This is a genomic window from Caulobacter sp. GW456-12-1-14-TSB4 (assembly GCF_059424195.1).
Genome location: NZ_JBWKZF010000027.1, coordinates 46,815 through 71,139, shown reverse-complemented (window position 1 = coordinate 71,139; position 24,325 = coordinate 46,815). Strand labels below are relative to the sequence as shown.

At 68.2% G+C, this 24,325-nt stretch carries 18 protein-coding genes, 1 tRNA gene and 1 pseudogene; 12 read left to right on the top strand and 8 right to left on the bottom strand.

All coding sequences use genetic code 11. The features are described 5' to 3' along the window. Positions 1–205: 205 nt before the first annotated feature. Together AC07YH_RS20980 and AC07YH_RS20975 are read right to left on the bottom strand one after the other, a co-directional pair. Complete coding sequence (locus tag AC07YH_RS20980) at positions 206–640, bottom strand: acyl-CoA thioesterase (RefSeq protein ID WP_494748888.1); 435 nt, start codon at positions 638–640, stop codon at positions 206–208. A gap of 9 nt (positions 641–649) precedes the next feature. Continuing rightward, positions 650–916 carry a zinc-finger domain-containing protein gene (locus AC07YH_RS20975; protein WP_494748887.1) on the bottom strand — a complete coding sequence of 89 codons (267 nt, stop codon included), beginning with the start codon at positions 914–916 and terminating at the stop codon, positions 650–652. Positions 917–1,062: 146 nt separating this feature from the next. Here AC07YH_RS20975 and AC07YH_RS20970 point away from each other — a divergent pair, with 146 nt between their 5' ends. The 11 genes from AC07YH_RS20970 to AC07YH_RS20920 all read left to right on the top strand — a co-directional run bounded on the left by AC07YH_RS20970 (position 1,063) and on the right by AC07YH_RS20920 (position 14,682). Then, a complete protein-coding gene (locus AC07YH_RS20970; protein ID WP_494748886.1) occupies positions 1,063–2,025 on the top strand; it encodes an ABC transporter ATP-binding protein in 963 nt (320 codons plus the stop codon). Between the two features lie 23 nt (positions 2,026–2,048). After that, the gene (locus AC07YH_RS20965) at positions 2,049–2,480 is read left to right on the top strand and encodes a hypothetical protein (protein WP_494748885.1); all 432 of its coding nucleotides are present in this window, start codon (positions 2,049–2,051) and stop codon (positions 2,478–2,480) included. Between the two features lie 69 nt (positions 2,481–2,549). Then, the gene (locus tag AC07YH_RS20960) at positions 2,550–3,872 is read left to right on the top strand and encodes an NCS2 family permease (RefSeq protein WP_494748884.1); all 1,323 of its coding nucleotides are present in this window, start codon (positions 2,550–2,552) and stop codon (positions 3,870–3,872) included. A 65-nt stretch (positions 3,873–3,937) separates the two neighbouring features. Beyond that, positions 3,938–4,014 (top strand) — tRNA-Arg (locus AC07YH_RS20955). A gap of 222 nt (positions 4,015–4,236) precedes the next feature. Then, on the top strand, positions 4,237–4,914 hold the full coding sequence (locus AC07YH_RS20950) for an RNA polymerase sigma factor (RefSeq protein WP_494748883.1): 678 nt from the start codon (positions 4,237–4,239) through the stop codon (positions 4,912–4,914). Continuing rightward, positions 4,889–5,920 carry a FecR family protein gene (locus AC07YH_RS20945; protein WP_494748882.1) on the top strand — a complete coding sequence of 344 codons (1,032 nt, stop codon included), beginning with the start codon at positions 4,889–4,891 and terminating at the stop codon, positions 5,918–5,920. The genes AC07YH_RS20950 and AC07YH_RS20945 overlap by 26 nt, the downstream gene beginning before the upstream one ends. 81 nt (positions 5,921–6,001) lie before the next feature. Further along, positions 6,002–8,704: a TonB-dependent receptor gene (locus AC07YH_RS20940; RefSeq protein WP_494748881.1), complete on the top strand. Its 2,703-nt coding sequence runs from the start codon at positions 6,002–6,004 to the stop codon at positions 8,702–8,704. A gap of 182 nt (positions 8,705–8,886) precedes the next feature. After that, positions 8,887–11,337, top strand: a complete 2,451-nt coding sequence (locus AC07YH_RS20935) for a TonB-dependent receptor (RefSeq protein ID WP_494748880.1) — start codon at positions 8,887–8,889, stop codon at positions 11,335–11,337. 58 nt (positions 11,338–11,395) lie between these two features. Beyond that, a complete protein-coding gene (locus AC07YH_RS20930; RefSeq protein ID WP_494748879.1) occupies positions 11,396–12,679 on the top strand; it encodes a ComEC/Rec2 family competence protein in 1,284 nt (427 codons plus the stop codon). A gap of 61 nt (positions 12,680–12,740) precedes the next feature. Beyond that, a complete protein-coding gene (treF, locus tag AC07YH_RS20925) occupies positions 12,741–14,348 on the top strand; it encodes an alpha,alpha-trehalase TreF (RefSeq protein ID WP_494748878.1) in 1,608 nt (535 codons plus the stop codon). A gap of 94 nt (positions 14,349–14,442) precedes the next feature. Next, the gene (locus AC07YH_RS20920) at positions 14,443–14,682 is read left to right on the top strand and encodes a hypothetical protein (protein WP_494748877.1); all 240 of its coding nucleotides are present in this window, start codon (positions 14,443–14,445) and stop codon (positions 14,680–14,682) included. A gap of 1 nt (position 14,683) precedes the next feature. Here the strand turns inward: AC07YH_RS20920 and AC07YH_RS20915 are convergent, their stop codons facing one another. The 5 genes from AC07YH_RS20915 to AC07YH_RS20895 form a co-directional block, all read right to left on the bottom strand. Next, on the bottom strand, positions 14,684–15,181 hold the full coding sequence (locus AC07YH_RS20915; RefSeq protein WP_494748876.1) for a GAF domain-containing protein: 498 nt from the start codon (positions 15,179–15,181) through the stop codon (positions 14,684–14,686). A 28-nt stretch (positions 15,182–15,209) separates the two neighbouring features. Continuing rightward, positions 15,210–20,234: a hypothetical protein gene (locus tag AC07YH_RS20910; protein ID WP_494748891.1), complete on the bottom strand. Its 5,025-nt coding sequence runs from the start codon at positions 20,232–20,234 to the stop codon at positions 15,210–15,212. A gap of 93 nt (positions 20,235–20,327) precedes the next feature. Further along, the gene (locus tag AC07YH_RS20905; RefSeq protein ID WP_494748875.1) at positions 20,328–21,395 is read right to left on the bottom strand and encodes a hypothetical protein; all 1,068 of its coding nucleotides are present in this window, start codon (positions 21,393–21,395) and stop codon (positions 20,328–20,330) included. Between the two features lie 38 nt (positions 21,396–21,433). Next, complete coding sequence (locus tag AC07YH_RS20900) at positions 21,434–21,925, bottom strand: hypothetical protein (protein WP_494748874.1); 492 nt, start codon at positions 21,923–21,925, stop codon at positions 21,434–21,436. Beyond that, a complete protein-coding gene (locus tag AC07YH_RS20895) occupies positions 21,922–23,025 on the bottom strand; it encodes a hypothetical protein (protein ID WP_494748873.1) in 1,104 nt (367 codons plus the stop codon). The genes AC07YH_RS20900 and AC07YH_RS20895 overlap by 4 nt, the downstream gene beginning before the upstream one ends. 397 nt (positions 23,026–23,422) lie before the next feature. Between AC07YH_RS20895 and AC07YH_RS20890 the strand changes: the two genes are divergently transcribed. Beyond that, the gene (locus AC07YH_RS20890) at positions 23,423–24,073 is read left to right on the top strand and encodes a response regulator transcription factor (protein ID WP_494748872.1); all 651 of its coding nucleotides are present in this window, start codon (positions 23,423–23,425) and stop codon (positions 24,071–24,073) included. 53 nt (positions 24,074–24,126) lie between these two features. On the opposite strand, the pseudogene AC07YH_RS20885 reads toward AC07YH_RS20890, so the two are convergent. Next, positions 24,127–24,306: pseudogene (locus tag AC07YH_RS20885) on the bottom strand (UDP-glucose 4-epimerase GalE); the annotation flags it as partial. Between the last annotated feature and the right edge of the window lie 19 nt (positions 24,307–24,325).

Below are 24,325 nucleotides of genomic sequence, written 5' to 3'. Positions count from 1 at the left end.
CTTCGTCGAAACGGTACTTCACTCACACACTCCGGGCGTGGCCCGGCGCTCCGCGGTCCCTTTCTTGAACTTCAGCGGTTAGGCCGCGTGGAGATGCGGACGTGCGTCCAGCTCAGCACAGGCCCCCACCTGACCTGCTTGCGCAGGTCTGTCCGCCCCCAAGCGGGGCGGAGAGCATAAGGACGACTTATGTTTGGTAAACAGCCTAAACCGGCAACGGCCTTGGCTTGCGGTCCTCACCGATGGCCACGAACGTGAACACGCCCTCGGTGACCTTATGGGCCTGCTCGCTGTCGCGGCGGCGGCGCCAGGCCTCGACCTGGACCTTCAGCGAGGTGCGGCCGGTATGGACGATGCGGGCGAACAGGCTGACCTCGTCGCCGACCAGGACCGGCGAAATGAAGGTCATGCTGTCCACCGCGATGGTGGCGCAGCGGCCGGCGGCGCGGTGGAAGGCGACCGAGGCCGCCGCCAGGTCCATCTGCGACAGCAGCCAGCCGCCGAAGATGTCGCCTTCGGGGTTGGTGTCGGACGGCATGGCGATGGCGCGGAGCACCGGCGCCTCGTGCGGCCATTCCAGCGCCTCCCAGGCCTTGGCCAGGGTCTCGGCGCGGTTCGATGGGGCGACGTCGTCGGCCATGGTGGGCGCCTAGTGCCCGCCGGCGCCTTCGTAGACGCCCGGGGCCAGGATCTCGTCCTCGTCGCCCACGGCCGTCGAGGCCACGAAGCGGCGATCGCAATAGGAGCAGTCGACGAAGCCGGCCGCGCCCATCTCCAGCCACACGCGCGGGTGGCCCAGGGCTCCGCCGACGCCGTCGCAGGCGATGCGGTGCGAGCGGACCGAGATCGTCTCCGGCGCGGGGCCGGCGATCGCGTCGACATCCATGGCGGTCGGAGCGGTGGGGGCGTTGGCCATATCGGCGTCCTTGAGAAATCTGAACGCGGCCTTGGCGTTGGCGCGAACGAGGCATACCTATGCGACGCTCAAAGGCGCCGTCAATCGACGGGCGCCTCAAACGACGTGTTCGTCACCTATCTGCCCGCCTCTTCTTGGGAACGCCCATGGACCTGCCCGCCTACGCCATCGAAGCCGAAGGCCTGTACAAGACCTATGCCGGCACGAAGACCTCGCCGGAGAAGAAGGCGCTGAACGGCATCGACCTGAAGATCCCGCGCGGCTCGATCTTCGGCCTGCTGGGTCCGAACGGCGCGGGCAAGTCGACCTTCATCAACATCCTGGCCGGCCTGGTGCGCAAGAGCTCGGGCACGGTGAAGATCTGGGACCGCGACATCGACCAGCGGCCGCGCGACGCCCGCGCCGCGATCGGCGTGGTGCCCCAGGAGCTGGCCGCCGACGTCTTCTTCACGCCGCGCGAGTCGCTGGAGGTGCAGGCCGGCTTCTATGGCGTGCCCAGGAACGAGCGCCGCACCGACGAGCTGCTGAACGCCCTGGGCCTGGGCGACAAGGCCAATGCCTATGTCCGCCAGCTGTCGGGCGGCATGAAGCGCCGTCTGATGGTGGCGAAAGCCATGGTCCACCAGCCGCCGGTGCTGATCCTGGACGAGCCGACCGCCGGCGTCGATGTCGAGCTGCGCCGCCAGCTGTGGACCTATGTGAAGGGCCTCAACGACCTGGGCGTCACCATCGTGCTGACCACCCACTACCTGGAAGAGGCCCAGGAGCTGTGCGACGAGATCGCCATCGTCAACCGCGGCGAGGTGGTGGCCTGCGAGCCGACCAGCACGCTGCTGCGCCGCATGGACAGCCGCAATGTCGTGGTGACCCCGGAAGAGCCCGTGCTGGCCGCCCCGACCCTGGCGGGCTTCGACACCAAGCTGCGGGCCAATGGCGCCTTCCAGGTCAGCTATCGCACGGGCCAGTCCAGCGTCGAGCAAGTGCTGGCCGCCGTGCGCGCCAACGGCATGAAGATCAAGGATATCGCCACCGAGGACCCGGACCTGGAAGACGTCTTCCTGGCCCTGACCTATGGCGACCCGAACGCGGCCGATCCGACCAAGGACTAAAGCGCCAAGGACTGAATGTTTACATGACCAGCAAGCCCGACGCGCTGCGGCGCCTGATCGACCTTCCCGGCGTCAACGACCTGGAATACCGGGCCTTGCTCAAGCGCGACTTCGCCGAACCCGAGGCCCGGGCCGACTATCCGGAGATCGACGCCTGCGTGCTGGCCCTGTTCGGCTTGACGACCGACGCGGCCGAGGCGGTGGAGCGGCCAGCGGACTGGGACGATATCGAGACCCAGTCGCCCGCCGCGCAGGTCGTCGCGTTCGAGGCCGAGGGCTGGGACGTCACGGACGACAAGCGCCGGCCGTTGCGCGTCCTGGGTCACTTCTCCGCGCCGTTGGCGCTGGCGGTGCGCGGCGTGGCCGGAACCCTGCCCTTCCAGCCGGAAAGCACCGAGCCGGAACCCTGGATGTCCAAGCTGGAGGCCGAGGCCAAGCGTTTCCGCAAGCGCTAGGCGCTAAGGCTTGCCTTCCAAGACCCGCCCGCCAACACTCCCGCTTCGCGTCGGGGATAGGGGCAAGCGATGAGTTTCCTGGAGAAGCAGTTCGGGCTGAGCGCCCAGGGCACGAGCGTCCGCACCGAGGTGCTGGCCGGCTTCACCACCTTCCTGACCATGGCCTATATCGTCATCGTCAATCCGGCGATCCTGGGCCAGGCCGGCATGCCGATCGCCGGCGTCGCCGCCGCAACCTGCCTGGCGGCGGGGCTGGGCTCGATCCTGATGGGGCTGATCGCCAACTATCCGATCGCCCTGGCCCCGGGCATGGGCCTCAACGCCTATTTCACCTTCACCGTCGTCAAGGGCATGGGCCTGCCGTGGGAGACCGCCCTGGGCTGCGTCTTCCTTTCGGGCATCGCCTTCCTGGTGCTGACCGTGGCCGGTATCCGCCAGCTGATCGTCGGGGCGATCCCGCGTCCGCTGTTCTCGGCCATCGCGGCGGGCATCGGCTTGTTCATCGCCTTCATCGGCCTGAAAGAGGCTGGCATCATCGTCGCCAATCCGGCCACGACGGTGGCGCTGGGCGACCTGACGAAGCCGACGGCGATCATCGCCATCCTGGGCCTGCTCATCATGGGCGGGCTGATGGTCTGGCGGGTGAAGGGCGCGATCCTGATCGGCATTCTCGTGGCGGCCGGCGCCGCCTGGGCCCTGGGCCTGGCCAAGATCGTCCCCGGCGACTACGGCCTGGCGGCCCTGACCGCCACGGCCCTGAAGCTGGACATCCCCGCCGCCCTGCACCTGAACGGCGGAGCCGGCATGGCGATCGCCGAGGTGATCTTCGTCTTCCTGTTCGTCGATCTGTTCGACAATGTCGGCACCCTGGTCGCGGTGACCAAGAAGGCCGGTCTCGTGCAGCCCGACGGGACGATCCCGCGCCTGAACCGCATCCTGACGGCCGACAGCATCGCCACGATCGGCGGCTCGCTGGCCGGCACCTCGACCGTCGTCAGCTATATCGAGAGCGCCTCGGGCGTGGCCGCCGGCGGCCGCACCGGTCTGACGGCGATCGTCGTGGGCCTGCTGTTCCTGGCCACCCTGTTCTTCGCCCCTTGGGTGCAGGCGATCCCGGCGGCGGCCACGGCGCCAGCCCTGATCATCGTCGGCTCGATGATGCTGGGCGCCCTGGCCGACATCGACTGGGACGATCCGGGCGTGGCCATCCCCGCCTTTCTGACGGTGATCGCCATCCCCCTGACCTTCTCGATCGCCAACGGCCTGGCGTTCGGCATCACCGCCTTCGCGGTCCTGAAGCTGGTGCGCGGCCAGGCCAGGCCAGGCGACTGGCTGCTGTTCGTGCTGGCGGCGCTGTTCGTGGTCCGGTTCATCTACATGGGGGCGGCGTGACCGCGTTGCGTACGCGCCGCCTTTCGGCTAAGACCCCGTTCCCGCCCGGTCTGCTTGGGCGATACGCACCCGTAGCTCAGCTGGATAGAGCGTTGCCCTCCGAAGGCAAAGGTCACACGTTCGAATCGTGTCGGGTGCGCCATTTCGGTTTAAAATCGCGAACGTCGAGAACCGCCGCGTGTTCATCGCCCAGCCACGTCTTCGCGGCTTCGACCGGTCGAGACGCGCAAGGCAGAGGGCCGCGCTCACCAGACGGTCGCGGCGGAGAGAACGGCTGCAACCGGGATAATCCATTGACCTGCGCTCCGGGCCTGCTCACTCTCGGGGCAAGAAACGGGCGCGCGACGCCGGTCACGATCAGCCATTGATCAGCATCGGTCTCCTACGCACGGCTGTCACAAACCCGTGCGATGCGGACCTCATGCAGGCACCTTACCTAGCGCGCAGTCAGTGGTTGGCGGCCCATGTGCTGCCGCATGAACCCGCCATGCGCGCCTGGATTCGCCGCACGACTCAGATTTCCGACTCCGACATCGACGACATCGTGCAGGAGACCTACGCGATCCTGGCCAGGCTGGAGAGCGTCGAGCAGATCCGCGATCCCAAGACCTACGCCTTCCAGGTCGCCCGCTCGGTCTTCCTGCAGGGCCTGCGTCGCAGCAAGATCGTCCCCATCGGTTCGATCGCCGACCTCGCCGCGCTCGGCGAAGCCGATGATGCGCCCGATCCCGAGCAACAGACCCACGGCAAGCGCGAACTGCAACGCGTCGAGGCCGCGATCCAGGACATGCCGACCCAGGTCCGCAAGGTCTTCTGGCTTCGGCGGGTAGACGGACTTTCTCAGCGCGAGACCGCAAAGCAGCTTGGCCTGGCCGAGCACACGGTCGAAAAGTACAGCGCGAGGGGCCTGAAACTCCTGCTGGCGCAATTTGGCCGTGGCGGAAATACCGCCGCCAAGTCATCTAGGATGCAGGACACCGCTCAGGCCCCTGTGGTTGCAGACGCCAAACTCTCGAATGCCCGAACGCGAAACAGCCAGTGATATCGAAGACGCCGCCAACCTTTGGGCGGCCAGGGCTGAGCGCGGACTGACGGCGGAGGATCGGCAAGAGTTCGATCAATGGCTTGAAGGCGACAGCCGTCGGCTGGGGGCTTTCGTTCGCGCCCAGGCCGCCTGGATCCACGCCGAACGCGCCGTGGCGCTGGGCAAGATGCCCGAACCAGACGACGCCCCGCCCCTGGAGCCCGTTCTCGAACCCGCGCATGAGCCGCCTCGCCGCCGGACGCCGAATAGGCGGATGGTTCTGGGAGGTTTCGGCGCCGCCCTCGCCGCGACCTTCGCGGGCGCGTATGTGGTCGGTTCGGGCCGACCTCGCACGCTCGAGAGCGGGGTCGGCGAGATCCGCCGCCTGGCCCTCAAGGGCGGGACGATGCTGACGCTCGACACCGATACGCGGGTGGACATCACCCTGTCGTCGGACGACCGGCGGCTTGAACTGGTGCGTGGCAAGCTGTTCGTCCATGCGCCCCGCTGGCGCGACCTGCCGCTGAGCGTCAAGGCGGGCGACCTCGTCCTGGAGACCGCGGAAGGCGCGTTCGGCGTGCAGAGCCTTGGCAAGGCCCCCATCGTGGCGCTTGTCACGGGGGGGACGCTGATCGCTTCACAATCCCGAGGCATGTTCGGGTCCAAGCAAGCCGTCACGGTCGAAAAGGATCATGCCCTCACGCTCGCCTCCGATGCGCTGCTGGTCGCCAGCGACGTCCGCCCTGTGGCCGCCGCACAGCAGGCCCAACTGCTGGCCTGGCGCGACGGGATGCTGGCCTTCGGTGGCGAACGGCTGGCGGACGCGGTCCGCGCCTTCGATCGCTATGGGCCCGTTCGGATCGTCGTCGCCGATCCCGAACTTGCCCGGCAGAGGATCACCGGCCTCTTCAAGGCCGACGATCCCGGAGGCTTCGCCACCGCCATCGCCGCCAGCCTGGGCGGCGTCGCCGAGGCCCAGGGTGAGACCATTCGGATTTCCGCGAAAAAATCCGGCTCGGCATAGCCGGAAAATCGCGGGCTCGCGCATCTACCGAATAAGGCTCGCTCCAGGCGCGGGTGCGTGTCGTTCGTCAGGAGGCCAGACGTGTTTCCTGCGCGGGTGACAGTCGCGATCATCGCGCCGATGCTGGCGGCCGCGCCGGCGTCCGCCTTGGCGCAGCAGATCCGCTTCAGCCTCGCAGAACAGCCCGCCGTGACCGGCATTCCCGAATTCGCGCGCCAGGCCAGGATCCAGATCGTGTCGCCCGCCGGCCTGTCCGGCCTGAAGACCCGTGCCGTCAGAGGCCAGTTCACTGTCGAGGAAGGCCTCCGTCGGCTGCTGGGCGGTACGGACCTCTACGTCGCCGCGCGCAACGGCGACGCCATCAGCCTCGCCGCACGGCCCCGAACGGCGATGCGCGCGAAAGGTCCGCCGCCCACGCGCAGGCCGATCGAAGCCCGGCCCGCCCCGACATCCGACCAGGTCTCCGACCTCGTCGTCACCGGTACGGTGTCGCCCGAGCGACGGCTCGACGCGGGTCTCGCCATCACCACCGCCTCCCTGGAGCGCATCCACGAGCTGGCCCCCAACAACACCGCCGACCTCCTGAAACTGGCCCCCGGGATCTGGGCCGAGACCACGGGCGGAGCCACCGGGGCCAATGTCTTCGTCCGGGGTTTTCCAACAACGGGCGACGCCCCCTTCCTCACCGTCCAGCTGGACGGCGCGCCGATCTTCCCACCGACCGAGCTGGCATTCAGCGAAAACACCACGCTCTTTCGCGTCGACGACATGATCCAGCGGGTCGAGATCCTGCGCGGCGGCGCCAGCACGATCCTCTCCAATGGCCAGCCCGGCGCGGTGATCAACTTCATCCAGCGCACCGGCACGCCGGAGCCGCGCGGCGGGCTACGATTGACGACGGCCGACTATGGCGCCCGCCGCGCCGACGGCTGGCTCAGCGGGCCGCTGGACGCCAAGACGGTGTTCGCGATCGGAGGCTTCTACCGGACCTCCGACGGCATCCGGAACACGCAGTTCCCGGCGGATCGCGGCGGCCAGATCACCGCCAACCTGACGCGCCGTTTCGATCGTGGAAGCCTGACCGCCTATGTCCGCTATACGCGCGACCGCAACGCCTTCTACACCGGCGCGCCTCTGGTCGCGGAGGGCGATGGCGGCTTCAGCGCGCTGCCCGGCTTTGATCCGCTGCGCGACACCCTGATCGGCTCGGACACCCGGCGGCTCGCGATCGAGACCGGCCCGCGCGCATACCAGCCCGTCGAGCTGGACGAAGGGCGCGGACTCGATCTCCTGGTGGCGGGCGCCAGCATGGAATGGTCCCCGAGCGACGACGTCGAAGTCACCAACCGGTTCAACATCACCCGCGGCGACGCCAATACGATCGGGCTGTTCACCGGCCCTGTGCCCACGACGCTGGGCCAGTACGTCGCCGACACCGTCGCGCGCGCCAATGCCGATCCGCGTGTCGTCCTGGCGGCGGGCCGCGCATCGTCCGGTCAGGCAGTGCTGGCCGCCACCGGCGCCCCGCTCGCGCCTGACCGATATGTCCTCACCGCCGGGCTCTGGTCGGTGAAGAAGACCATAGCCTCGGTGACGAACGAACTGCGGGTCTCGCGCGCGGTCAGCGACGGTCACAGGCTGACGGCCGGCCTCTATGTTTCGGACTACAAATCCGACGACTCCCGCCAGTTCGGCAACAACCTGCTGCTGCTGGCCGAGCCCAACGCCCGGCGGATCGACCTGATCCTCGACAACGGCGTACGGGCCAGTCGCGACGGCTTCGTCAGCGCCACCACCAGCCACATCACCGGCTACAGCCACGGCGCCAATGTCGCGCTGTTCCTCAACGACCGCTGGACCGTCTCTGACCGGACGAATATCAGCGCCGGCGTCCGGATCGAGCATCAGTCGCTGCGCGGCGCCGTCCGCAACGTCCAGGCCAACACCGATTTCGACGGCGATCCACGTACGCTCTACGACAACAACGGCGCCCTGCTGCTGGGCGCCTCGACGCCCCTGAAGGACGAGTCCGGACAGCTCTCCTGGACAGCCGGCGTGGTCCACAAGGCCCTGCCCGACAGGCTGACGCTGCACATGCGCTTCAACCACGGCTCCAACCTGCAGAGCTTCGAGAAGTTGCGCGTCGGCGGCCGGCGCGGCCAGTCGGCGGACGTGCTCGAGGCTGGCGCGGACCTCGTCGCGGGACAAGTGCGCGCCTCGGCGAACGTCTTCGTCAACCGGTTCTCGGGCCTGCAGTTCACCCGCATGCTGGCCCAGCCGGACGGCACGGTCGGGTCGATCATCCTGCTGGGCGGCGCCCGCGCGGCCGGCCTCGAACTGGACGCCGACATCACGCCAGCCCCACGCTGGACGGTCGAGCTGCGGGGCACCTGGCAGGACGGACGCTACCGGGGCTTTGGCGACAACAGCGGCAACCGTGTCGTTCGCCAGCCCAACCTCCAGTTCGCCCTTTCGCCGGTCTACGCCACACGCGTCGCTCGCGCCGACGTGAAGCTACGCGCCACCTATACCTTCGTCGGCGAACGCTTTTCGGACGTCGAAAACCTCCAGAAACTGCCCCGTTATTCGACCACCGACGCCGGTGTGCACGTGCAGCTGGACAATGGCCTCTATGCCGATCTGGTCGCTCAGAACCTTTTCAACGCTTTTGGTCTGACCGAAGGCAATACGCGCGTGCTGGGCGCGGCGCTATCATCGGGCCCGATCATCGCCAGGCCGCTGTTCGGCCGCAACCTCAACTTCTCCCTGGGCTATCGCTTCTGATCCGCTCACGGACGGCCTTCAGCGCCCCGCCTGAAAAAAGTTTCCGACGCCTAGCCGGATAAATCGAGCCCGCCGCATCTAGTTTTCGGAAGCGGCGACCGGCGCGCTTCCGCCAAACCGTGGCTCGCGCAGCACTCACAAACCCAAGGCGCGCGATCCACCCGTTTTCTCGGGGGAGCCCTATGAACCTGACCTTACGCATCGCCTTGCTCGCGTCCGCGGCCGCCATCGCCTGCCCCGCCGCCGCCCAGACTCAAGCCCAGGCCAACGCTCCGACCACGACGGTCGATGAAATCATCGTCGTCGGCTCGGCCAATCCGAACGGCCAGAAGAAGCTCGAGGCCGGCTACGCGGTCACCTCGATCAGCAGCGAAGCCCTCCGGGCCGCAGCCCCGATCAGCGCCGCCGATGTCCTGAAGCAGGTGCCCGGCATCTGGGCCGAAACCACCGGCGGCGTCTCGGGCCCGAACATCGCCGTGCGGGGCTTCCCGACCGGCGGCGACGCCAAGTTCGTGACCATGCAGATCGACTCCCTGCCGATCTACCCGGTCCCCAGCCTCTCGTTCCTCGACAACTCGACCCAGTTCCGCCTCGACGAGACGGTCAAGCGCGTCGAAGCCACGATCGGCGGCCAGGCCGTGCTGTTCGGCAACGGCCAGCCCGGCGCGACGGTCAATTGGGTCCAGAAGACCGGCAAGAGCGATCCGGGCGGCCTGGCCCAGTTCACCTACGGCAGCGGCAAGTTCATGCGCGCCGACGGCTACTACGGCGCCGACCTCGGCAACGGCTGGTACGGCAGCCTCGGCGGCTTCTACCGGACGTCCAAGGGCGTGCGGAACACCCAGTTCCCGGCCGACCAGGGCTATCAGGTCGTCGGCACCCTGACGCGCGAGTTCGAGAACGGTTCGGCCACGCTGTACGGGCGCCAGACCTACGACCGCAACGCCTTCTTCACGCCGATCCCGCTGCTGCGCTCGGGCGCGGGCAATGACGCCAAGCTGCACCCGTTCCCGGGTTTCGACCCGACCCGCGACACCTTCCTGGGCAACGCCACGCGGATCGTGACCTTCGACGTCGCCTCGAACGGCACGAACACGCCGATCTCCAAGACCGTGGACCTGGCGCGCGGCCGGGGCGTCGACATCCATCTGGTCGGCTTCGACTTCGACCGGAAGTTCGGCGACTTCACCTTCAGCAACAAGATGGCCTACTCGGCCGGCACGACGCCGACGATCGCGCAGTTCACCGGCGCCACGCCCGTGACACTCGGCTCGTTCATCGCCACCCAGGTGACGACGGCCAACGCGAACGCGGCCGCGACCGCGGCGGCTGGGCGTAACGCCACGACCGGCTCGGCCACCCTGATCGGGACCGGCGCGGCCCTGACCGACATGAGCCAGAACGTGATCGGCGTCGGCGTCTTCTACGTCGTCAAGAAGATCAAGTCGTTCCAGGACGAGGCGCGCCTGTCGCGCGAGATCTTCAGCGGCAACACCCTGACCGCCGGCGTCTACTTCGCCGACTACAGCTCCGACGACACCTGGCTGACCGGTCACAACCAGCTGATGACCGTCCAGAACCACGCCCAGCCGATCAACCTGGTGCTCGACAACGGCGTGAAGATCACCAACGGCAGCGGCGTCTACACGCCGACCGCCCTGGCGCTGCATAACGTCTACAATGGCCGCAACACCGCGATCTTCCTCAACGATCACTGGGAGGTGACGCCGAAGCTGCGCTTCGACGCCGGCTTCCGCTACGAGTGGGAAGAGATCGACGCCAGCTTCCAGAACTCGGCCAAGCAGAACATCTCGACCGACCCGCTGGCGCTCTACGACGTCGGCGCCTCGGTGCTGCTGCCGGGCTCGAAGCCGGTCCACTACAGCGGCTCGAAGGGCGCGTTCAACGTCAACGCCAACTACGAGCTCACCTCGGGCGTCAACGCCTTCATCGGCTACAACAAGGGCTACGCGCTGCCGGTCTTCGACGACCTGCGCAATGGCGTGACCGCCGTCACCAAGGTCGACCAGCTGCAAGGCGGCCTCAAGACGCGCGGCGCCTGGTACGCCGTCAACCTGACCGGCTTCTACAACACGTTCCGGGGTCAGCCGAGTTCGCAGATCCTGGCCGACGGCACGGTGGTCCGCTACCTGACCAGCTCGGACACCTATGGCGTCGAGTTCGACGGCGTCGTCCGGCCGTTCAAGGGCCTGTCGCTGACGGTGTCGGGCGACTACCAGCACGGCAAGTACGTGGCCGGCGGGCCTGGCATCACCGGCAACCAGGTGCTGCGCAACCCCGACTTCCAGGCCCGGTTCACGCCGGCCTACACCTTCGACACCCCGGCCGGCGGCCTGACGCTGTACGCCACCGGAACCTATGTGACCCAGCGCTTCGCCGACCTGCAGAACCTGCAGCCGCTGCCCAAGTATACGACCTTGGATATCGGCGCCTCGCTGGCGCTGGAGAACGGCATGGAGCTGGCCTTCACCGGCACCAACGTCACCAACAAGCTGGCGATCACCGAGGGCAACACCCGCGTGGTCGGCAGCGGCGTCGGCGCCGGCGGCGTCTTCCTGGGCCGTCCGCTGTTTGGGCCGAACTACCAGGTCAGCCTGCGGATGAAGTTCTAGGCGCCTCAGTCGGCCCGGGCTCCGGCTCGGGCCGACACCTCTCCAAGGATCTCCCATCATGAAGACGTTCCGCGCCGCGCTCGCGGCGCTTGCCGTGGCCTTCGCGCCAATGACCACCGCCCGGGCCGCGCCGGATGCGCTGCCGGCCTGGTCGCAGGGCTATCTCTACATCCACCACATCAGCACTGGCCGGGGTAACGCGACCTATTTCGTCCTGCCCGACGGGACGACGATGCTGATCGACGCCGGCGAGGCCGACCCAAAGTTCGCTGAGATGGTCCAGCCGCTGAAGGCCTTTCCGCCATTGCCCGATGGTGAGCATTCGGCCGGCTGGTGGATCGCCGACTACATCCGGCAATTCGCGCCGACCGGTCGCCCGGTGAAACTCGACTACGCCCTGATCACCCACTTCCACACCGACCACATGGGCACGGTCACCCCGGACAAGCCGATGTCGCGGACCGGGGCCTATCGCCTGGCGGGCGTCACCGAGGTGGCGGATCTCATTCCCATCGCCACCCTCATCGATCGCGCCGCCCCGGCCTACGACTATCCGGTCGATCTGAAGAAATGCGCGGGTCCGGGCGGTCTGCCCGGCTCCAACGGCCTGTCCCTGGCCAACTACCTGGCCTTCGCCGACTACCGGATGAAGAACGGCCTGGCCGTGGTCGGGCTGAAGCCGGGCGCGCTGGATCAGATCAAGTTGGCCAAGGCCGACGCCTATCCCACCTTCCACGTCCGCAACATCGCCTCCAGCGGCGTCATCTGGACCGGCGCGCGCGACGAGACCCAGGACTACATCCCTCGCGGCGCGGTCAAGGAATGCGGCTTCGACGAGAACCCGTTCAGCAACGTGCTCACCGTCGCCTATGGCCGATTCAAGTACTATTCGGGCGGCGATATCCCCGGCGTGCCCAACTACGCCCAACCCTGGTGGCGCGACATCGAGACCCCGGTGTCGGCGGTCGTCGGCCCGGTCGATGTCATGCTGTTGGACCACCACGGCAATCGCGACACCGTCAACGACAACATCCTTCGCAACCTGGCTCCGCGCGTGATGGTGCAGGAGAACTGGCTCTCTCCGCAGCCTGGCGAAGAGGTCGTCACGCGCATGGCCTCGAAAGGCCTCTACCCCGGCCCCCGCAACGTCTTCTCCACCGGCATGGCGCCCGAGACCCGCGCCGCGATCGGGCCGATCATGGACAGCCTCTACAAGAGCTACAACGGCCACGTCGTCATCCGCGTCGCACCGGGTGGCGAGCAGTACGAGGTCTATGTCCTCAACGACACCGACGCCCGCCGCGAGACGGTGAAACACTTCGGCCCGTACCTGTCGAAATAAGACCCCTGCCTGGCGAGCGGCCGCTCCGCCGGTCGCTCGCCCCTTTTCCGCGAGCCCCGCCATGATCTCGAAACTTGCCGCCGTCCTGCTCGGCGGGGTCATCGCGACGCCCGTCTCGGCGCAAGGCCCCACCACGCCCGCCGACCTTTTCCCCGGCCTCTTCCACCAGGTGCAGATGCGACGCCTGTTTCCGGACGGAAAGACCTTTGTCGACGCCATACCCCGTCGCGCGCCGGCCGCGATCATGGCCGACTATCGCGCCCATGCCCGCTTCACCGACGCAGAGTTGAAGCGCTTCGTGCGCGCCAACTTCGCCGTGCCGGAAAACCCGCCGCTTCCACCGCCGTCCAGCGCCCGCACCAGCCTGAAGGCTCACATCGCCGCCCTGTGGCCCGCCTTGACGCGCCCGCCGGTCGCCGCCGTCGAAGGCGCTTCCGTCCTGCCTCTGGACAGGCCCTTCGTCGTTCCCGGCGGACGCTTTCGCGAGATCTACTACTGGGACAGCTATTTCACCCTGCTGGGCCTGAAGGCCGACGGTCAGGACCAGACCGTCGAGGACATGGTCGACAACTTCGGCGGCCTGATCGCTCGCTACGGCCACATCCCCAATGGCGCACGCAGCTACTATCTCAGCCGCTCCCAGCCGCCGTTCTATTTCGCCATGGTCGAGGTCGCCGACAGGGCCGACCAGGCCCGTTTCAAGCGGCGCGTCGATCTGATGCGCCGTGAGTACGCCTTCTGGATGGATGGCGAGACAGGCCTGAAGCCCGGACAGGCCTATCGCCGCGTCGTCGCCCTGCCGGACGGCGCTGTGCTCAACCGCTATTTCGACGACCGCACGACGCCGCGCGACGAGTCCTGGCGCGAGGATGTGCTTACCGCGCGGGAGGCCCCCTCGCGTCCCGCTTTCGAGGTCTTCCTGGATTTGCGCGCGGGCGCCGAGAGCGGGTGGGACTACAGCTCTCGCTGGATGGCCGACGGCAAGAGCCTGGCGACCATCCAGACCACCGCCATCCTGCCCGTCGATCTCAACAGCCTGATGTACGGCTTGGAAACGGCAATCGCCGAAGGCTGCGAAGCGCTGGCCGACCGGTCCTGCGTCTTGGACTTCACGCGCCGCGCCAAGGCCCGGCGGGCGGCGATCAACGCCTATCTCTGGAACGGCCAGCGCGGGCTCTATCTGGACTATCAATGGCGCGACGGCGCGCAACTGGACCATCCCAGCGCGGCGACGCTCTACCCTTTGTTCGTGGGCGTGGCGAATGCGGACCAGGCGGGGGCCGTGGCGGCTTCCACCCGCTCCCTGCTGCTGGCCGCCGGCGGTCTGCGCACGACGCCACTCAGAACCGGGCAGCAGTGGGACGCCCCCAATGGCTGGGCCCCGCTTCAATGGGTGGCCGTGTCAGGCCTGCGTCGCTACGGCGAGAACGCCCTGGCCCGGGACACCGGCGAGCGTTGGCTGACCACGGTCGCCCGCGAATACCGAGCCAGCGGCAAGATGCTGGAGAAGTACGACGTCGAGGAGGCCAAGGCTGGCGGCGGCGGCGAGTATCCCCTTCAGGATGGCTTCGGCTGGACCAACGGCGTGACGCGGGCGCTCGTAGATCTCTATCCCATGAACTGGCCGGGCGTACGCGGCGACATGGGTCGGGTAGATTACACAACCTGAACCATTTCGGGGATGTCGCTCGAGGCCAATCCACCCGTCAAGGTTGCGACATTTCGTGTGCCGCTTTATAGTGTGCGTCTGAACGGATCCACACATGAAATGGCTTGTCAGTATCGAGGCCGGGAACGTGGACGTCTTGCTGCGCCTGACCTGGCGTGACCAGCAGACGCAGATGGAGAGCGTCGAGGTCATCGCCATGCCCACGCCGCACGCCGCTCGCGAGGCGCTGGCGATCCTGTCACGCCTGGCCCCCGCCGCCCGGCGCGAGAGCCTGGTGCGGCAGATGATCAAGACCGCGCCGCGCAAGCCGCGCGGCGACCTCTCCTCGGGCTAGGCTAGTCGGCGGCGTGGACAGCCAGATGGTCGGAGACCACCGCCGCCAGCGCGACCAGGGCTTCCGACAACACCGCATCGAACTTGCGCGGGGCCAGATCGACCACGCACACCGTGCCCAGCAGCCAGCCGTCGGCGTCGCGGACCGGCGCGCCGGCGTAGAAGCGCACGTGCGGCGCGCCGACCACGAACGGATTGTCGGCCACGCGAGGGTCCTCCAGCGTGTCCTCGATCCACAGCAGGTTCCGGTATTCGATGCAGTGGCTGCAGAACGAGACGTCGCGCGGGGTGTCGGCGATGTCGACGCCGGCTCGGCCCTTGTAGAACTGGCGATCGACGCTGACGAAGGTGACCATGCCGGCCAGCGCCCCAAACAGGGTCTTGGCGGCTTCGGCGACGCGATCCAAAGCCGGGTCGCGCGACACCGACAGGATGTTGGAGCGCACCAGCGCGGCCAGGCGCAGCAGCTCTTCGTGATCTTGACTGGTCAGCATCCGCATCGGCGTCTCCTCCTTCTAAGGTCTTCGATTATCGGCGCGCACCGCCCAGCAGGCCGGCGAAGGTGTTCTGGTCGAACTTCATCCGGGCGGTGATGTAGAAGCCTTTGCGGCTGTAGCCGGCGGCCTCGAAGTCGGGATCGTGGTAGCCGACGACGTTGTAGCCGACGCTGATCCAGGTGTTCTCGGCCATCGAGACCCCGACCGACGGGCCGATCGCGTAAGCCGTGCCGCCGCCCTTGCCCGCGTGGCGCAGCGACAGGTTCACGCCCAGGTCGATCTTGCGGCTCAGGTCCAGGCGGGCCTCTGCGCCGATCACCTGCACCAGATTGGTGCGGGCCACGCCGTCGAAGCTGCCACGCACCAGCTTGGCGCCGTGATAGAGGCTGGCCTGCACCGCCCAGCGCTCGTGATCGCCACGGTCGCTGTCGAAATTGACGGCCAGATTGTTGATCACCTTGGACGAGACGCCGTCGGCGCGGGCGGTCGGACCATAGCCGGCGGCGGCGGCGCCCTGGGTGACGCCCCGGGCCTCCTCGCGACGGACCTCCAGCTTGTCCAGGACCGACCATTGGCTGTCCAGCGGGCGCCAGGCGATCGAGCCGGCCACTTCGGCGCCCTTGGAGATCGCGCCGGTCGCCGTCTTGGTCTGGTCGGCGCGGACGGTCAGGGCGGCGGTGACGCCCTCGCGCAGCTGGCGCAGATAGGCGGTGCGGAGGGCCCAGCTGTCGGCGATGTCGCCACGGCGGGCTTCCACCCGGCCATTCCAGTTCCAGCGCTCGGCGCGATAGGCCGCGCCCAGGCTGACGGCGGTGAAGTCCTCGGTGGCCAGGCCCGCGCCGATGGCCTTGTCGTTCAGCGTATTGGGCGAAGGCGTGGCGCCGCTCAGGGTCTTGGCGGAGTCGATCGAGGCGTCGGCGCTCCAGCCGCCCTTCAGCTGCACGCTCTGGGCAAGGCCCAGGCGGGCATAGGTGCGGGGCCCGAAGGCGGCCAGGTCCTGACGGTTCAGGGCGCTGGTCAGGCGCGCGCCCTTCCAGGGCGAGACCTCGACGCCGCCGCCCAGGACGGCGGCCTTGTAGCCGACGCCCTCGATCGTCTCGCGGCTGGCCAGCAGGCGCACGCCCTCGCGCACCTCGAAGGTCGCGCCGACGCGACGACGGACCGGGAAGTCCAGGCTCTCGGCGTCGCCCAGGGCGAAGTCCGAGGCGGCGGTCAGCTGCAGGCGACGGTTCAGGAAGTCGCGGCTGGCCGACAGGGTCAGCAGGTCGGAACGCACGGCCTCGCCGCTCTCCGGCGCATCGTGAGCGGCCTTGACGCCGGCGCCCAGGCGCAGGCCGCCCGGCGCCAGATAGTCGACCTTGGCGTCGACGACGTCGCGCTGGTCGCCGCTGTCCAGATAGTCCTCGTGATAGGCCGCCACGGTCAGCGACAGGCGCTCGGTCAGGCGGGCCTTGCCATCGACGCCGACCTTGCGGGCGCCCAGCTCGGCCAGGTTCTGCTGGTTCAGGCCGAAGGCCTTGTCGGCCTGGCGGGCGTAGCCCAGCACGTCCAGGCGCGCCGAGTGGTGTTCGACCTCGGCCACCCAGGCCTGCTGACGGCCGGTCGAGACCGACTGGCTGGTGGCCGCTTCCAGGCGGATGGCGGTGTCGGCGCGCGGGCGGACGACCAGGTCGGCGGCGACCAGGTCGGCCTCGGCGCGGGCCTCGCCCGGACGGCCATGCAGATAGGTGGCGCCGACGGTGGCCTTGCCCTTCAGCAGGTCGGCCGAGACGCGCAGGCCCATTTCGGTGGTGCGCTCGCCGGCGCCGTCGATCTCGTAGTTGGCGACCACGACATTGGGGTTCAGGTCGGCGTCGCGGGTCGGGATCGGGTCGCGGAAGGTCAGGGCGCCGGTCGCGTAGTCGATGTCGTAGTCGATGTCGCGGACCAGGGTCTTGCTGGCCAGGATCCGCTCGGCGCGCAGGCGGTCGCGGGTCTCGATGGTGATCGTGTCGGTGTTCGGCACGATCTCGCGATGCGACAGCTGGTAGAGGCCGGCCAGGCCCGAGCCCGGCAGCTCGTCGCGAACGTGGTCCTGGGTGGTCTCGGCGGCGAAGCCGGCGACGTTGACGACCTTGCCCTGGCGCTCGAACTTCAGGCCGTTCAGCGTACGGTCGAAATGGCCCAGGCGGGTGGCGTCGAAGGCGGTCTGGAAGTCGCCGAACAGGGCGTAGAACGCCTTGCGCTCGACGCGGATGTACAGCTTGCGCTGGCTGGCGGCGTCGAAGGCCTGGCCCGAGCCGTCGCCATAGACGGTGTAGTAGCGGTCCGGATCGACGCCCGAAGTCAGGCCGCGCTCGTCGTCCTTGGCGCGCTTGTTGTCATAGGCCAGGGTCAGCAGCCACGAGCCCTTGACGCGGCCCTTGGCGTAGAAGGCCAGCTGGCCATCGACCATGGTCTTGCCACGGTCCTTGCGGGCCAGGGGCGAGGCGTGGCGCGACAGGGTGTTGTAGCCCGCCGTGCCGGCCGCGAAGCCGACGACGATCCAGTCCTGGCGAGCGGCGCTGAGCCACGCGCGGACCTCGGTCGGGGCGGCGTTGTCGGCCAGGCCCGGCAGCTTGAAGCGCAGCACGGCCGAGCCCGCCTGGCTGGTGGGGGCGAGCGCGATGCGGGCCACGCCGTCCTCGCCCAGCACGCGCCAGGTGGCGGCGCGGGCGCCCTCGCCGGCCATGCGTTGGTCGGAGTTCGGATCGGCGGCGAGGGCGTAGGGTTCGGCGACGTCGAACGTCCCCATCGTCCCGGGACGGACGGGATGGCCGAAACGGTCGGTGAAGCGCACGGCGATGACCGGGGCCGACAGGCCGTCGGCGGTCAGGCTGGAGGCGTCCGCGACCAGCTCGGCGCGGGCCGGGGTGTTGGCGTAGGCGACCTCGCGCTTCAGCTCGGCGATGGTCTGCCCCATGGCGTTGACGACCTTGGCGACCAGGATGTTGGTCCCGTCGGTCAACGGCACGCCGCGCCACAGCGAGACGGCCATGGTCCCGTCGGCGCTGGTCTCGACGCCGTCGCGGGCCAGCGGATCGACCGGCGCGCCGTTCAGGGTCAGGCTGACCTGATGGCCAGGCGTGTGCTTGACGGCCACGCGGATGGCCGGGACGGCGGGGTTGTAGCCCACGGCGGGGAACACGAAGTCCGCGCCCGGCTCCTGGCCGGCGAACCAGTCGATGGTTCCCGGTGCGGCGTCGTCGATGGCGGTCGGTGCGATCTTGGGCGCGACTCCAGCCGTGGAGGCTGTGCGCCGTAGACGGAATTCGACTCTCTGCAGACCACCGCCGCCGATCTCGACGAATTGCGACCAGGCGCGGCCGGCGATGCGGGTGTCGCGACCACAGGCCACGGCCTCGTAGCCGGCCGGCAGGGCGGCGGCGTCCATCTGCACCACGTGGATGCCGGGCCGCACGCCCTCGAAATGGAACAGGCCGTCGCGATCGGAGACCACGAAGGTCCCGTCCTCCATCACCAGGCGGACTCCGGACACGCCGATCCGACCGTCCTCTCGCCGCCTTGCGCAGGCGCCTTCGGTGACCCGGCCGATGATGGTGCCGGCGTCGGTCATCAGCGGCGGGGCTGCGACACGAACGCGCGCCTGGGCCTCGCCGCTGGAGGCGCCCAGCGCCCCGGTGGCGATGGCGCGGTTGATGGCCCAGCCGGTCGGCGCGTCGGGACCGACCGTGACCAAGTAATTGATTTTGCTCAGCAGAAGCGGACCGAACGTCCCGAGCGGATAGGTCAGGGTGCGGCCGTCGGCGCTGATCTGGGGGTCGGCCAGCGACCCATCGTCGCGGCGCGAGGAGCCGCGCACATAGCGGAAACCGCGCGGCAGAACGTCGCTGACCTGGACGGTGTTGATGGTGCGCGCGGCGCCCAGATTGCGGATCGTCAGGCTGTAACGGACGAAGTCGCCGAACGCGGCCTTGGTCGTCGAGGCCGACTTTTCCAGCGACAGGCCGCTGACGAAATTGCGCACCACGACCGGGCGCTTGCCGCTGTCCAGCGGCACATCGACCTGCAGCGGATCGGTCTTGACCAGGTCGAACGCCGCGCCCCACGAGGCCGGCAGGATTTTGAAGGCGCCGCCGTCGGGCGCGGGCAGCTTGGCCAGGGCCTCCGCCGTGGCCGTGGACGGGGCCGCGTAGCCGGTCGGCGGCTCGATGAACAGGCTGTAGCGGCCCGAAGCCACCAGCGGGAAACGGTATTGGCCGGGCGCGAACTGATAGATCGCGCCGCCGGCGTCGGTGACGTTGTCGCCGCTGACCACCGTGGACGGATAGGCGCTGACGCCGTCATCGCCGAACACGGTGGCCGGCTGGCCGGTTTCCTGGTCGACCAGGGTCACGCGGGCGCCGTCGATGGGCATGCCGGTGCGGGAATCGAAGACGTAGCCGTAGGGGTCGATCAGGGCCGATGCCGTCGCCGACGTGCCGTCGTAGAGATCGGCCACGGTGACATCGAGGGTGCCGCCGCGCGGACCCGAGATCTGGCAGTCGAACGGAGCGGGCTCAACGTCCGTCGCCGGAATATAGCCCAGGAAATGGCCGGTATTCGGCCCGGTTTCCCAGACTTTCAGGGTTTCCTTGTCGCCCAGCGACGTCTTGATCGTGAGGGTCATCACGTCGCGCACGGCTGCGTCGATATTGCTGTCCGGGGACTCGATGTCGATGAAGATCGGCTCGCCGGCGTGATAGGACGTGGCGGGTCTCAGCTTGACCGAATCCGGATCGAATTCGCTGTCACCATCAAGGCCGGGAACTTGGAATCCCTTGCCGTCGACCAGGCACTGCGTGTTGCTGGCGCTCATCGCGACGCCTTCGGCCCCAACGGCCAGGCGCATCAACCGGATCGTCGGGCGCTTCGCCGCGGTCACGACCAGGGTGGTGGTGTTGGAATTGACGCTGCTGACACTGCCCGTCGCGCTCGTGAACGAGAGCTGCGCCGTATTGGTCAGGGTCGTCTGTCGCGCATAGACGGGCGTACAGAGCCCGGCGGCGATCGCCAGGCCTGTCAGCGCCAATTTCATGCGGGACAAAAGGGATGTCATTCTGGCATGCGGCCTCGTTCCGGGCGGCGCGAACCGCCGCCCGGTGGAAGCCTTCGGTCCTTTTGAAAGCGACTAGTTCAGCGTCACGCGGAAGCGCGTCGTGGTCGTCGCGCCGACAGCGATGCTGGCGATGGACGTCGCGATGCGCGTGCCGTTGAACACGTTGCCATCCGTGGCCTGCGCCCCGTCCGCGACGCACGCGCCCAAGGCGACGCTGCCGCCGACATAGGTGCTGTTCGCCAGATAGGTCGTGTTGGCCGGGATGTTGTCGGTGATGCCGACGGCGGTCAGCGCCTGGGCCCCGATGTTCTTGACCTGGATGCAGTATTCGACGACCGCGCCCGGGATGGCCTTGGGAGCCACGATGCCGTTCATCGGGTCGCTGATCACCAGGGCCGTCTTGAGGATTTGAGCGGTCGGGGCGGCGATGTTGTATTCGTCGCCGGCGCTGAAGCGGGCGTCGCGCACGGCGTCGACATAGCCGGCGGCGTCGGCGAAGACGGTGTCGATCTGCGAGGGATCGTCCGTCAGGCTCTGGACCAGATCGGCGCCCAGTCCAGCACCGCCGCCAGTGGCGACGACGGCCGTCAGCTGCACGCCCGAAATGCCGCTGGCCGGGCCCGAAGCCGGGATGTCGGCGACGACGAACACGGTCTTGGTCTGGTCCGGCGCCAGCTCGTCGATGAAGGTCGCCGTATCGACGCCCGCGTCATACGTGCCGTTGCCATTGGAATCGACGAACACTCGGATGTTGGTCACGGTGAAGTTGTCGGTGTGACCCAGCTGGGTCGTCAGGCCCAGGCCGATATTGGTGGCGAACAGACGGAAGTCCTGGGTCGCGTTGGTCGTGTTGGTGACGGTGAAGGTTGTCACCTGGTCGGCCTGGCCAAAGGACACCGACGTCGCCGCGCCGCCGACCTCGGCGACCATGACATTGGCCTTCCGGTCGACGACGAAGGTGGCGATGTTCGAGGCGACCGGCGTCTGGGTGACGCCGCCGACCGAGTACGACACCGAGGCGGTGTTGTTGATGTTCGTACCGGCCTGGGTGCCGGTCGCGGCGGAAGCCAGCGGCCCCCACAGCACCACGGCGAAGGCGGAGACTCCCGCCAGAGCTGCTCTTCTGTATGACTTCTTCATGATGGACCCCGCTTTGTTTGATTAGGTGAAGGCGCGCGTCACTTCAGACGGGCGCGGAAGGACAGCTGGACCTCGCCGCCCGCCGGAACAGGTTGGTCGAGGGTCCAGCGGATGGCGGTGATGTCGGCGGCGGTGGCCGGGGCGGACGCGCCGCCGGCCTTGGCCTTGCTGAGCGAAGCCAGCGGACCGAAGGTCTGGCCGTCGATGGAGACCATCGGCGGACGGGTGTCGGCCGGACCGGCATAGACCAGGTCCTGGGCCAGGGGATTGGTGATGACGACGCCGTCGGCCGGACGCGTGCCGCCGTTGCGATAGGTCAGCACGTAGACGACCTGCTCGCCCGGCGTGACCTTGCCGGCGGGCTTGCGGCTCATCACCGCGCCCTTGGCGCCCGGCGTCTCGACCTCCTTGAAGACCGTCGAGGTCAGGGTGGCGTCGTGCTCGGCGACCCGGGCGTTGGCGGCGGCGCCGGCCAGGTTGGACAGGAACAGACCGGACGCCACGGCGGCCAGCAGGAAGGACTTGGTCATGAGGCGCTCCCGAGGGGGTTGATGCGAACCTTGAAGGTGACGGTGCGGACGGTCGGGACGGTGACGTCCCCCAGTCCGACCTGGATGGCCCCGTCGGCGAAGCCGCCGGCGTCGCCGTCGGCGGCGTCGCTGAGCGACGAACCGTCCAGGGTGAGCGAGCCGGCGACATAGGCCGAGCCCGCGGGAATGGCGTCCGAGACGACGGCCTGGCGCACGGCGGCGCCGGCCCCGAAGCGGGCTTCCAGGCTGTAGGTGACGATGGAGCCCGGCACGGCGCGCGCGCCGCCGGTGTTGTCGGTGACGGTCTGCGTCTTGATCAGCTGAGCATTGGTCCGGCCGACGGAGAAGGTGGCGGGCTGGCTGGTGCTGCCGTCGGTTCCGGTCCCGCCACCGCTGGTTCCGCCCGTGCCGCCGCCGACCAGGATGCGAGGACGGAAGCTCTTGCCCAGAACGACGAAGGTGCCGCCATTGCCGGCGGACGCCATCGTGCCCGGCGTCGCGCCATTGCGCAGCACGGCGGGATAGGCGCGCAGCAGCAGGCGGCCGAAGGAGCCGTGGGCGACACCGGTCGGGATGCTGCACGAAACCCAGGCCACGACCGAAGCGCCCGGATCCAGGACGGGCGTAGTCGTCGTCTCACGGTCGCGCGTCGTGTCGAGGTGGCCATCCCCATCCCAATCGACCCAGATCGTGCATGAGGCAGGATCGAAGTCGCCGTCCAGGATGGAGAACGAAAGGTCGAAGGCCTGACGGCCGTTGCCCAGGTTCCGGATCCGGAAGCCCAGGCGCTGGTTGGTGCTGTTGGCCTCGACATTGACCTCGGGCGTCAGGACATCGACCTGCACGTCGAGGATTTCCTGCACCTGCAGCGACACCTTGTTCGACGGCAGCGAAGAGACGGTGTCGCCCGTCGTCATGCTCATGCTGGCGACGTTGTCGATCATGGTCGCGGCCGGCGTCATCGTGGCCGGGTCCTGGGTCGACTGGGCCCGCGCCAGGCCAGGCGCGCAGACCAGCGCCGCGACCCCGATCAGGGCGCAGGCCGACACACCGCGCGAGGCGGTCGTCTTGCTGGTCTTGGGCGGGCCCGGGTGGGTCATGAGCGGAGCGCGAAAAGTCCTGAGGCGAAAAATCGAACCTCATGAGCGAGCGATCACAGCTAACCGGACCTTACCGAGATGGAACAAACAGGGAATATGTAGACTAACGTCTAGTGAGAGGATGCGCTTTGCACTCGCCTTTTGATACGTACCGCTTCAGGCGATCCAGAACTGGAGCACAACTCGTGCGTCACCCTGTCGCAACCGTTTGCGGCAAGCTAAGTCATTGATAAAAACGTTTGCATAGTATCGGCACCCCAAGCGCCATAAGGGTTTGAGCACTGATCGGCGAACAAAAGTCGACGAACCGACATAGGTGAGATGCGACACTTGGCGCGGCGACGAATGTGCCCGGGCATTTCATGCTCGCAACAGTTGCCCAACGAGAGCACCCGCCGTGAAACGCGTCCTGATCATCGACAGCCATCCGCTTATGCGCGAAGCCATCCGAACCGTCGTCCTGTCGGTCTGGCCAAAGGCGCATACCATCGAGGTCGGCGATCTCGCCGCGGTGGACAACGGCTGCCGCTTCGGCGCGACGATCGATCTGGTGGTGATGGATCCGGCCCTGGCCGGCTGCAGCGGCCTGTCGGTGCTGGTCATGGTGCATCAGCGCCTGCCCAACACCCCGACCGTCGTCTTCTCCTCGCGGAACGACGACCAGATGGTCGGCTCGTGCAAGGCCCTAGGCGCGGCCGGCTTCCTGCACAAGTGCGCCGAGATCGAGGAGATCGCCCGCACCCTGCGCAGCGTGCTCGAGGGCGCGCGTCCATTCCCCGCCCTCACGGGCGCGGCTTCGGCCAGCCAGGAGCTGACCGCCCTGAACCGCCGCCTGGACGGCCTGACCGCCACCCAGATGAAGGTGCTGATGAACATCGCCGACGGCCGCCTGAACAAGCAGGTCGCCGCCGACCTCCACGTCACCGAGGCGGCGATCAAGGCCCACCTGACGGTCATCTTCCGCAAGCTGGGCGTCCAGAATCGCGCCCAGGCCCTGCTGACCATGCGCCCGATCCTGGAGTCCACCGGCGGCGCGATCGCCGTCTAGGCTATCGCCGTCACGCGGTCAGGCCCGGACCGCGACCTGCGACTGGCGCCAGCGACCAGTTCGCGCGCCGTCGCGCCGTCGCGGGTGCCGTAGTCGTCGCCGAAGATCGTGAAATGCGGGCGCTGGCCCAGGGCGACCTGGGTCGCCAGCGGGATGGCGTAGGTCTCCGGCTCGCGTCACTCGCCGATGCGGCCATACGGATTGAGCGGCGCTTGCGGGTGATCTTCCGGCAGCCGCTCGTGACGCCGTCGT

Bases quoted from the DNA above. Each gene is read 5' to 3' on its own strand.
- AC07YH_RS20895 (WP_494748873.1), bottom strand. From the start codon at position 23,025: ATGACCCACCCGGGCCCGCCCAAGACCAGCAAGACGACCGCCTCGCGC.
- AC07YH_RS20915 (WP_494748876.1), bottom strand. From the start codon at position 15,181: ATGCGGATGCTGACCAGTCAAGATCACGAAGAGCTGCTGCGCCTGGCC.
- AC07YH_RS20970 (WP_494748886.1), top strand. From the start codon at position 1,063: ATGGACCTGCCCGCCTACGCCATCGAAGCCGAAGGCCTGTACAAGACC.
- AC07YH_RS20935 (WP_494748880.1), top strand. From the start codon at position 8,887: ATGAACCTGACCTTACGCATCGCCTTGCTCGCGTCCGCGGCCGCCATC.
- AC07YH_RS20900 (WP_494748874.1), bottom strand. From the start codon at position 21,925: ATGACCAAGTCCTTCCTGCTGGCCGCCGTGGCGTCCGGTCTGTTCCTG.
- treF (WP_494748878.1), top strand. From the start codon at position 12,741: ATGATCTCGAAACTTGCCGCCGTCCTGCTCGGCGGGGTCATCGCGACG.
- AC07YH_RS20920 (WP_494748877.1), top strand. From the start codon at position 14,443: ATGAAATGGCTTGTCAGTATCGAGGCCGGGAACGTGGACGTCTTGCTG.
- AC07YH_RS20965 (WP_494748885.1), top strand. From the start codon at position 2,049: ATGACCAGCAAGCCCGACGCGCTGCGGCGCCTGATCGACCTTCCCGGC.
- AC07YH_RS20905 (WP_494748875.1), bottom strand. From the start codon at position 21,395: ATGAAGAAGTCATACAGAAGAGCAGCTCTGGCGGGAGTCTCCGCCTTC.
- AC07YH_RS20975 (WP_494748887.1), bottom strand. From the start codon at position 916: ATGGCCAACGCCCCCACCGCTCCGACCGCCATGGATGTCGACGCGATC.
- AC07YH_RS20930 (WP_494748879.1), top strand. From the start codon at position 11,396: ATGAAGACGTTCCGCGCCGCGCTCGCGGCGCTTGCCGTGGCCTTCGCG.
- AC07YH_RS20960 (WP_494748884.1), top strand. From the start codon at position 2,550: ATGAGTTTCCTGGAGAAGCAGTTCGGGCTGAGCGCCCAGGGCACGAGC.
- AC07YH_RS20980 (WP_494748888.1), bottom strand. From the start codon at position 640: ATGGCCGACGACGTCGCCCCATCGAACCGCGCCGAGACCCTGGCCAAG.
- AC07YH_RS20910 (WP_494748891.1), bottom strand. From the start codon at position 20,234: ATGAAATTGGCGCTGACAGGCCTGGCGATCGCCGCCGGGCTCTGTACG.
- AC07YH_RS20945 (WP_494748882.1), top strand. From the start codon at position 4,889: ATGCCCGAACGCGAAACAGCCAGTGATATCGAAGACGCCGCCAACCTT.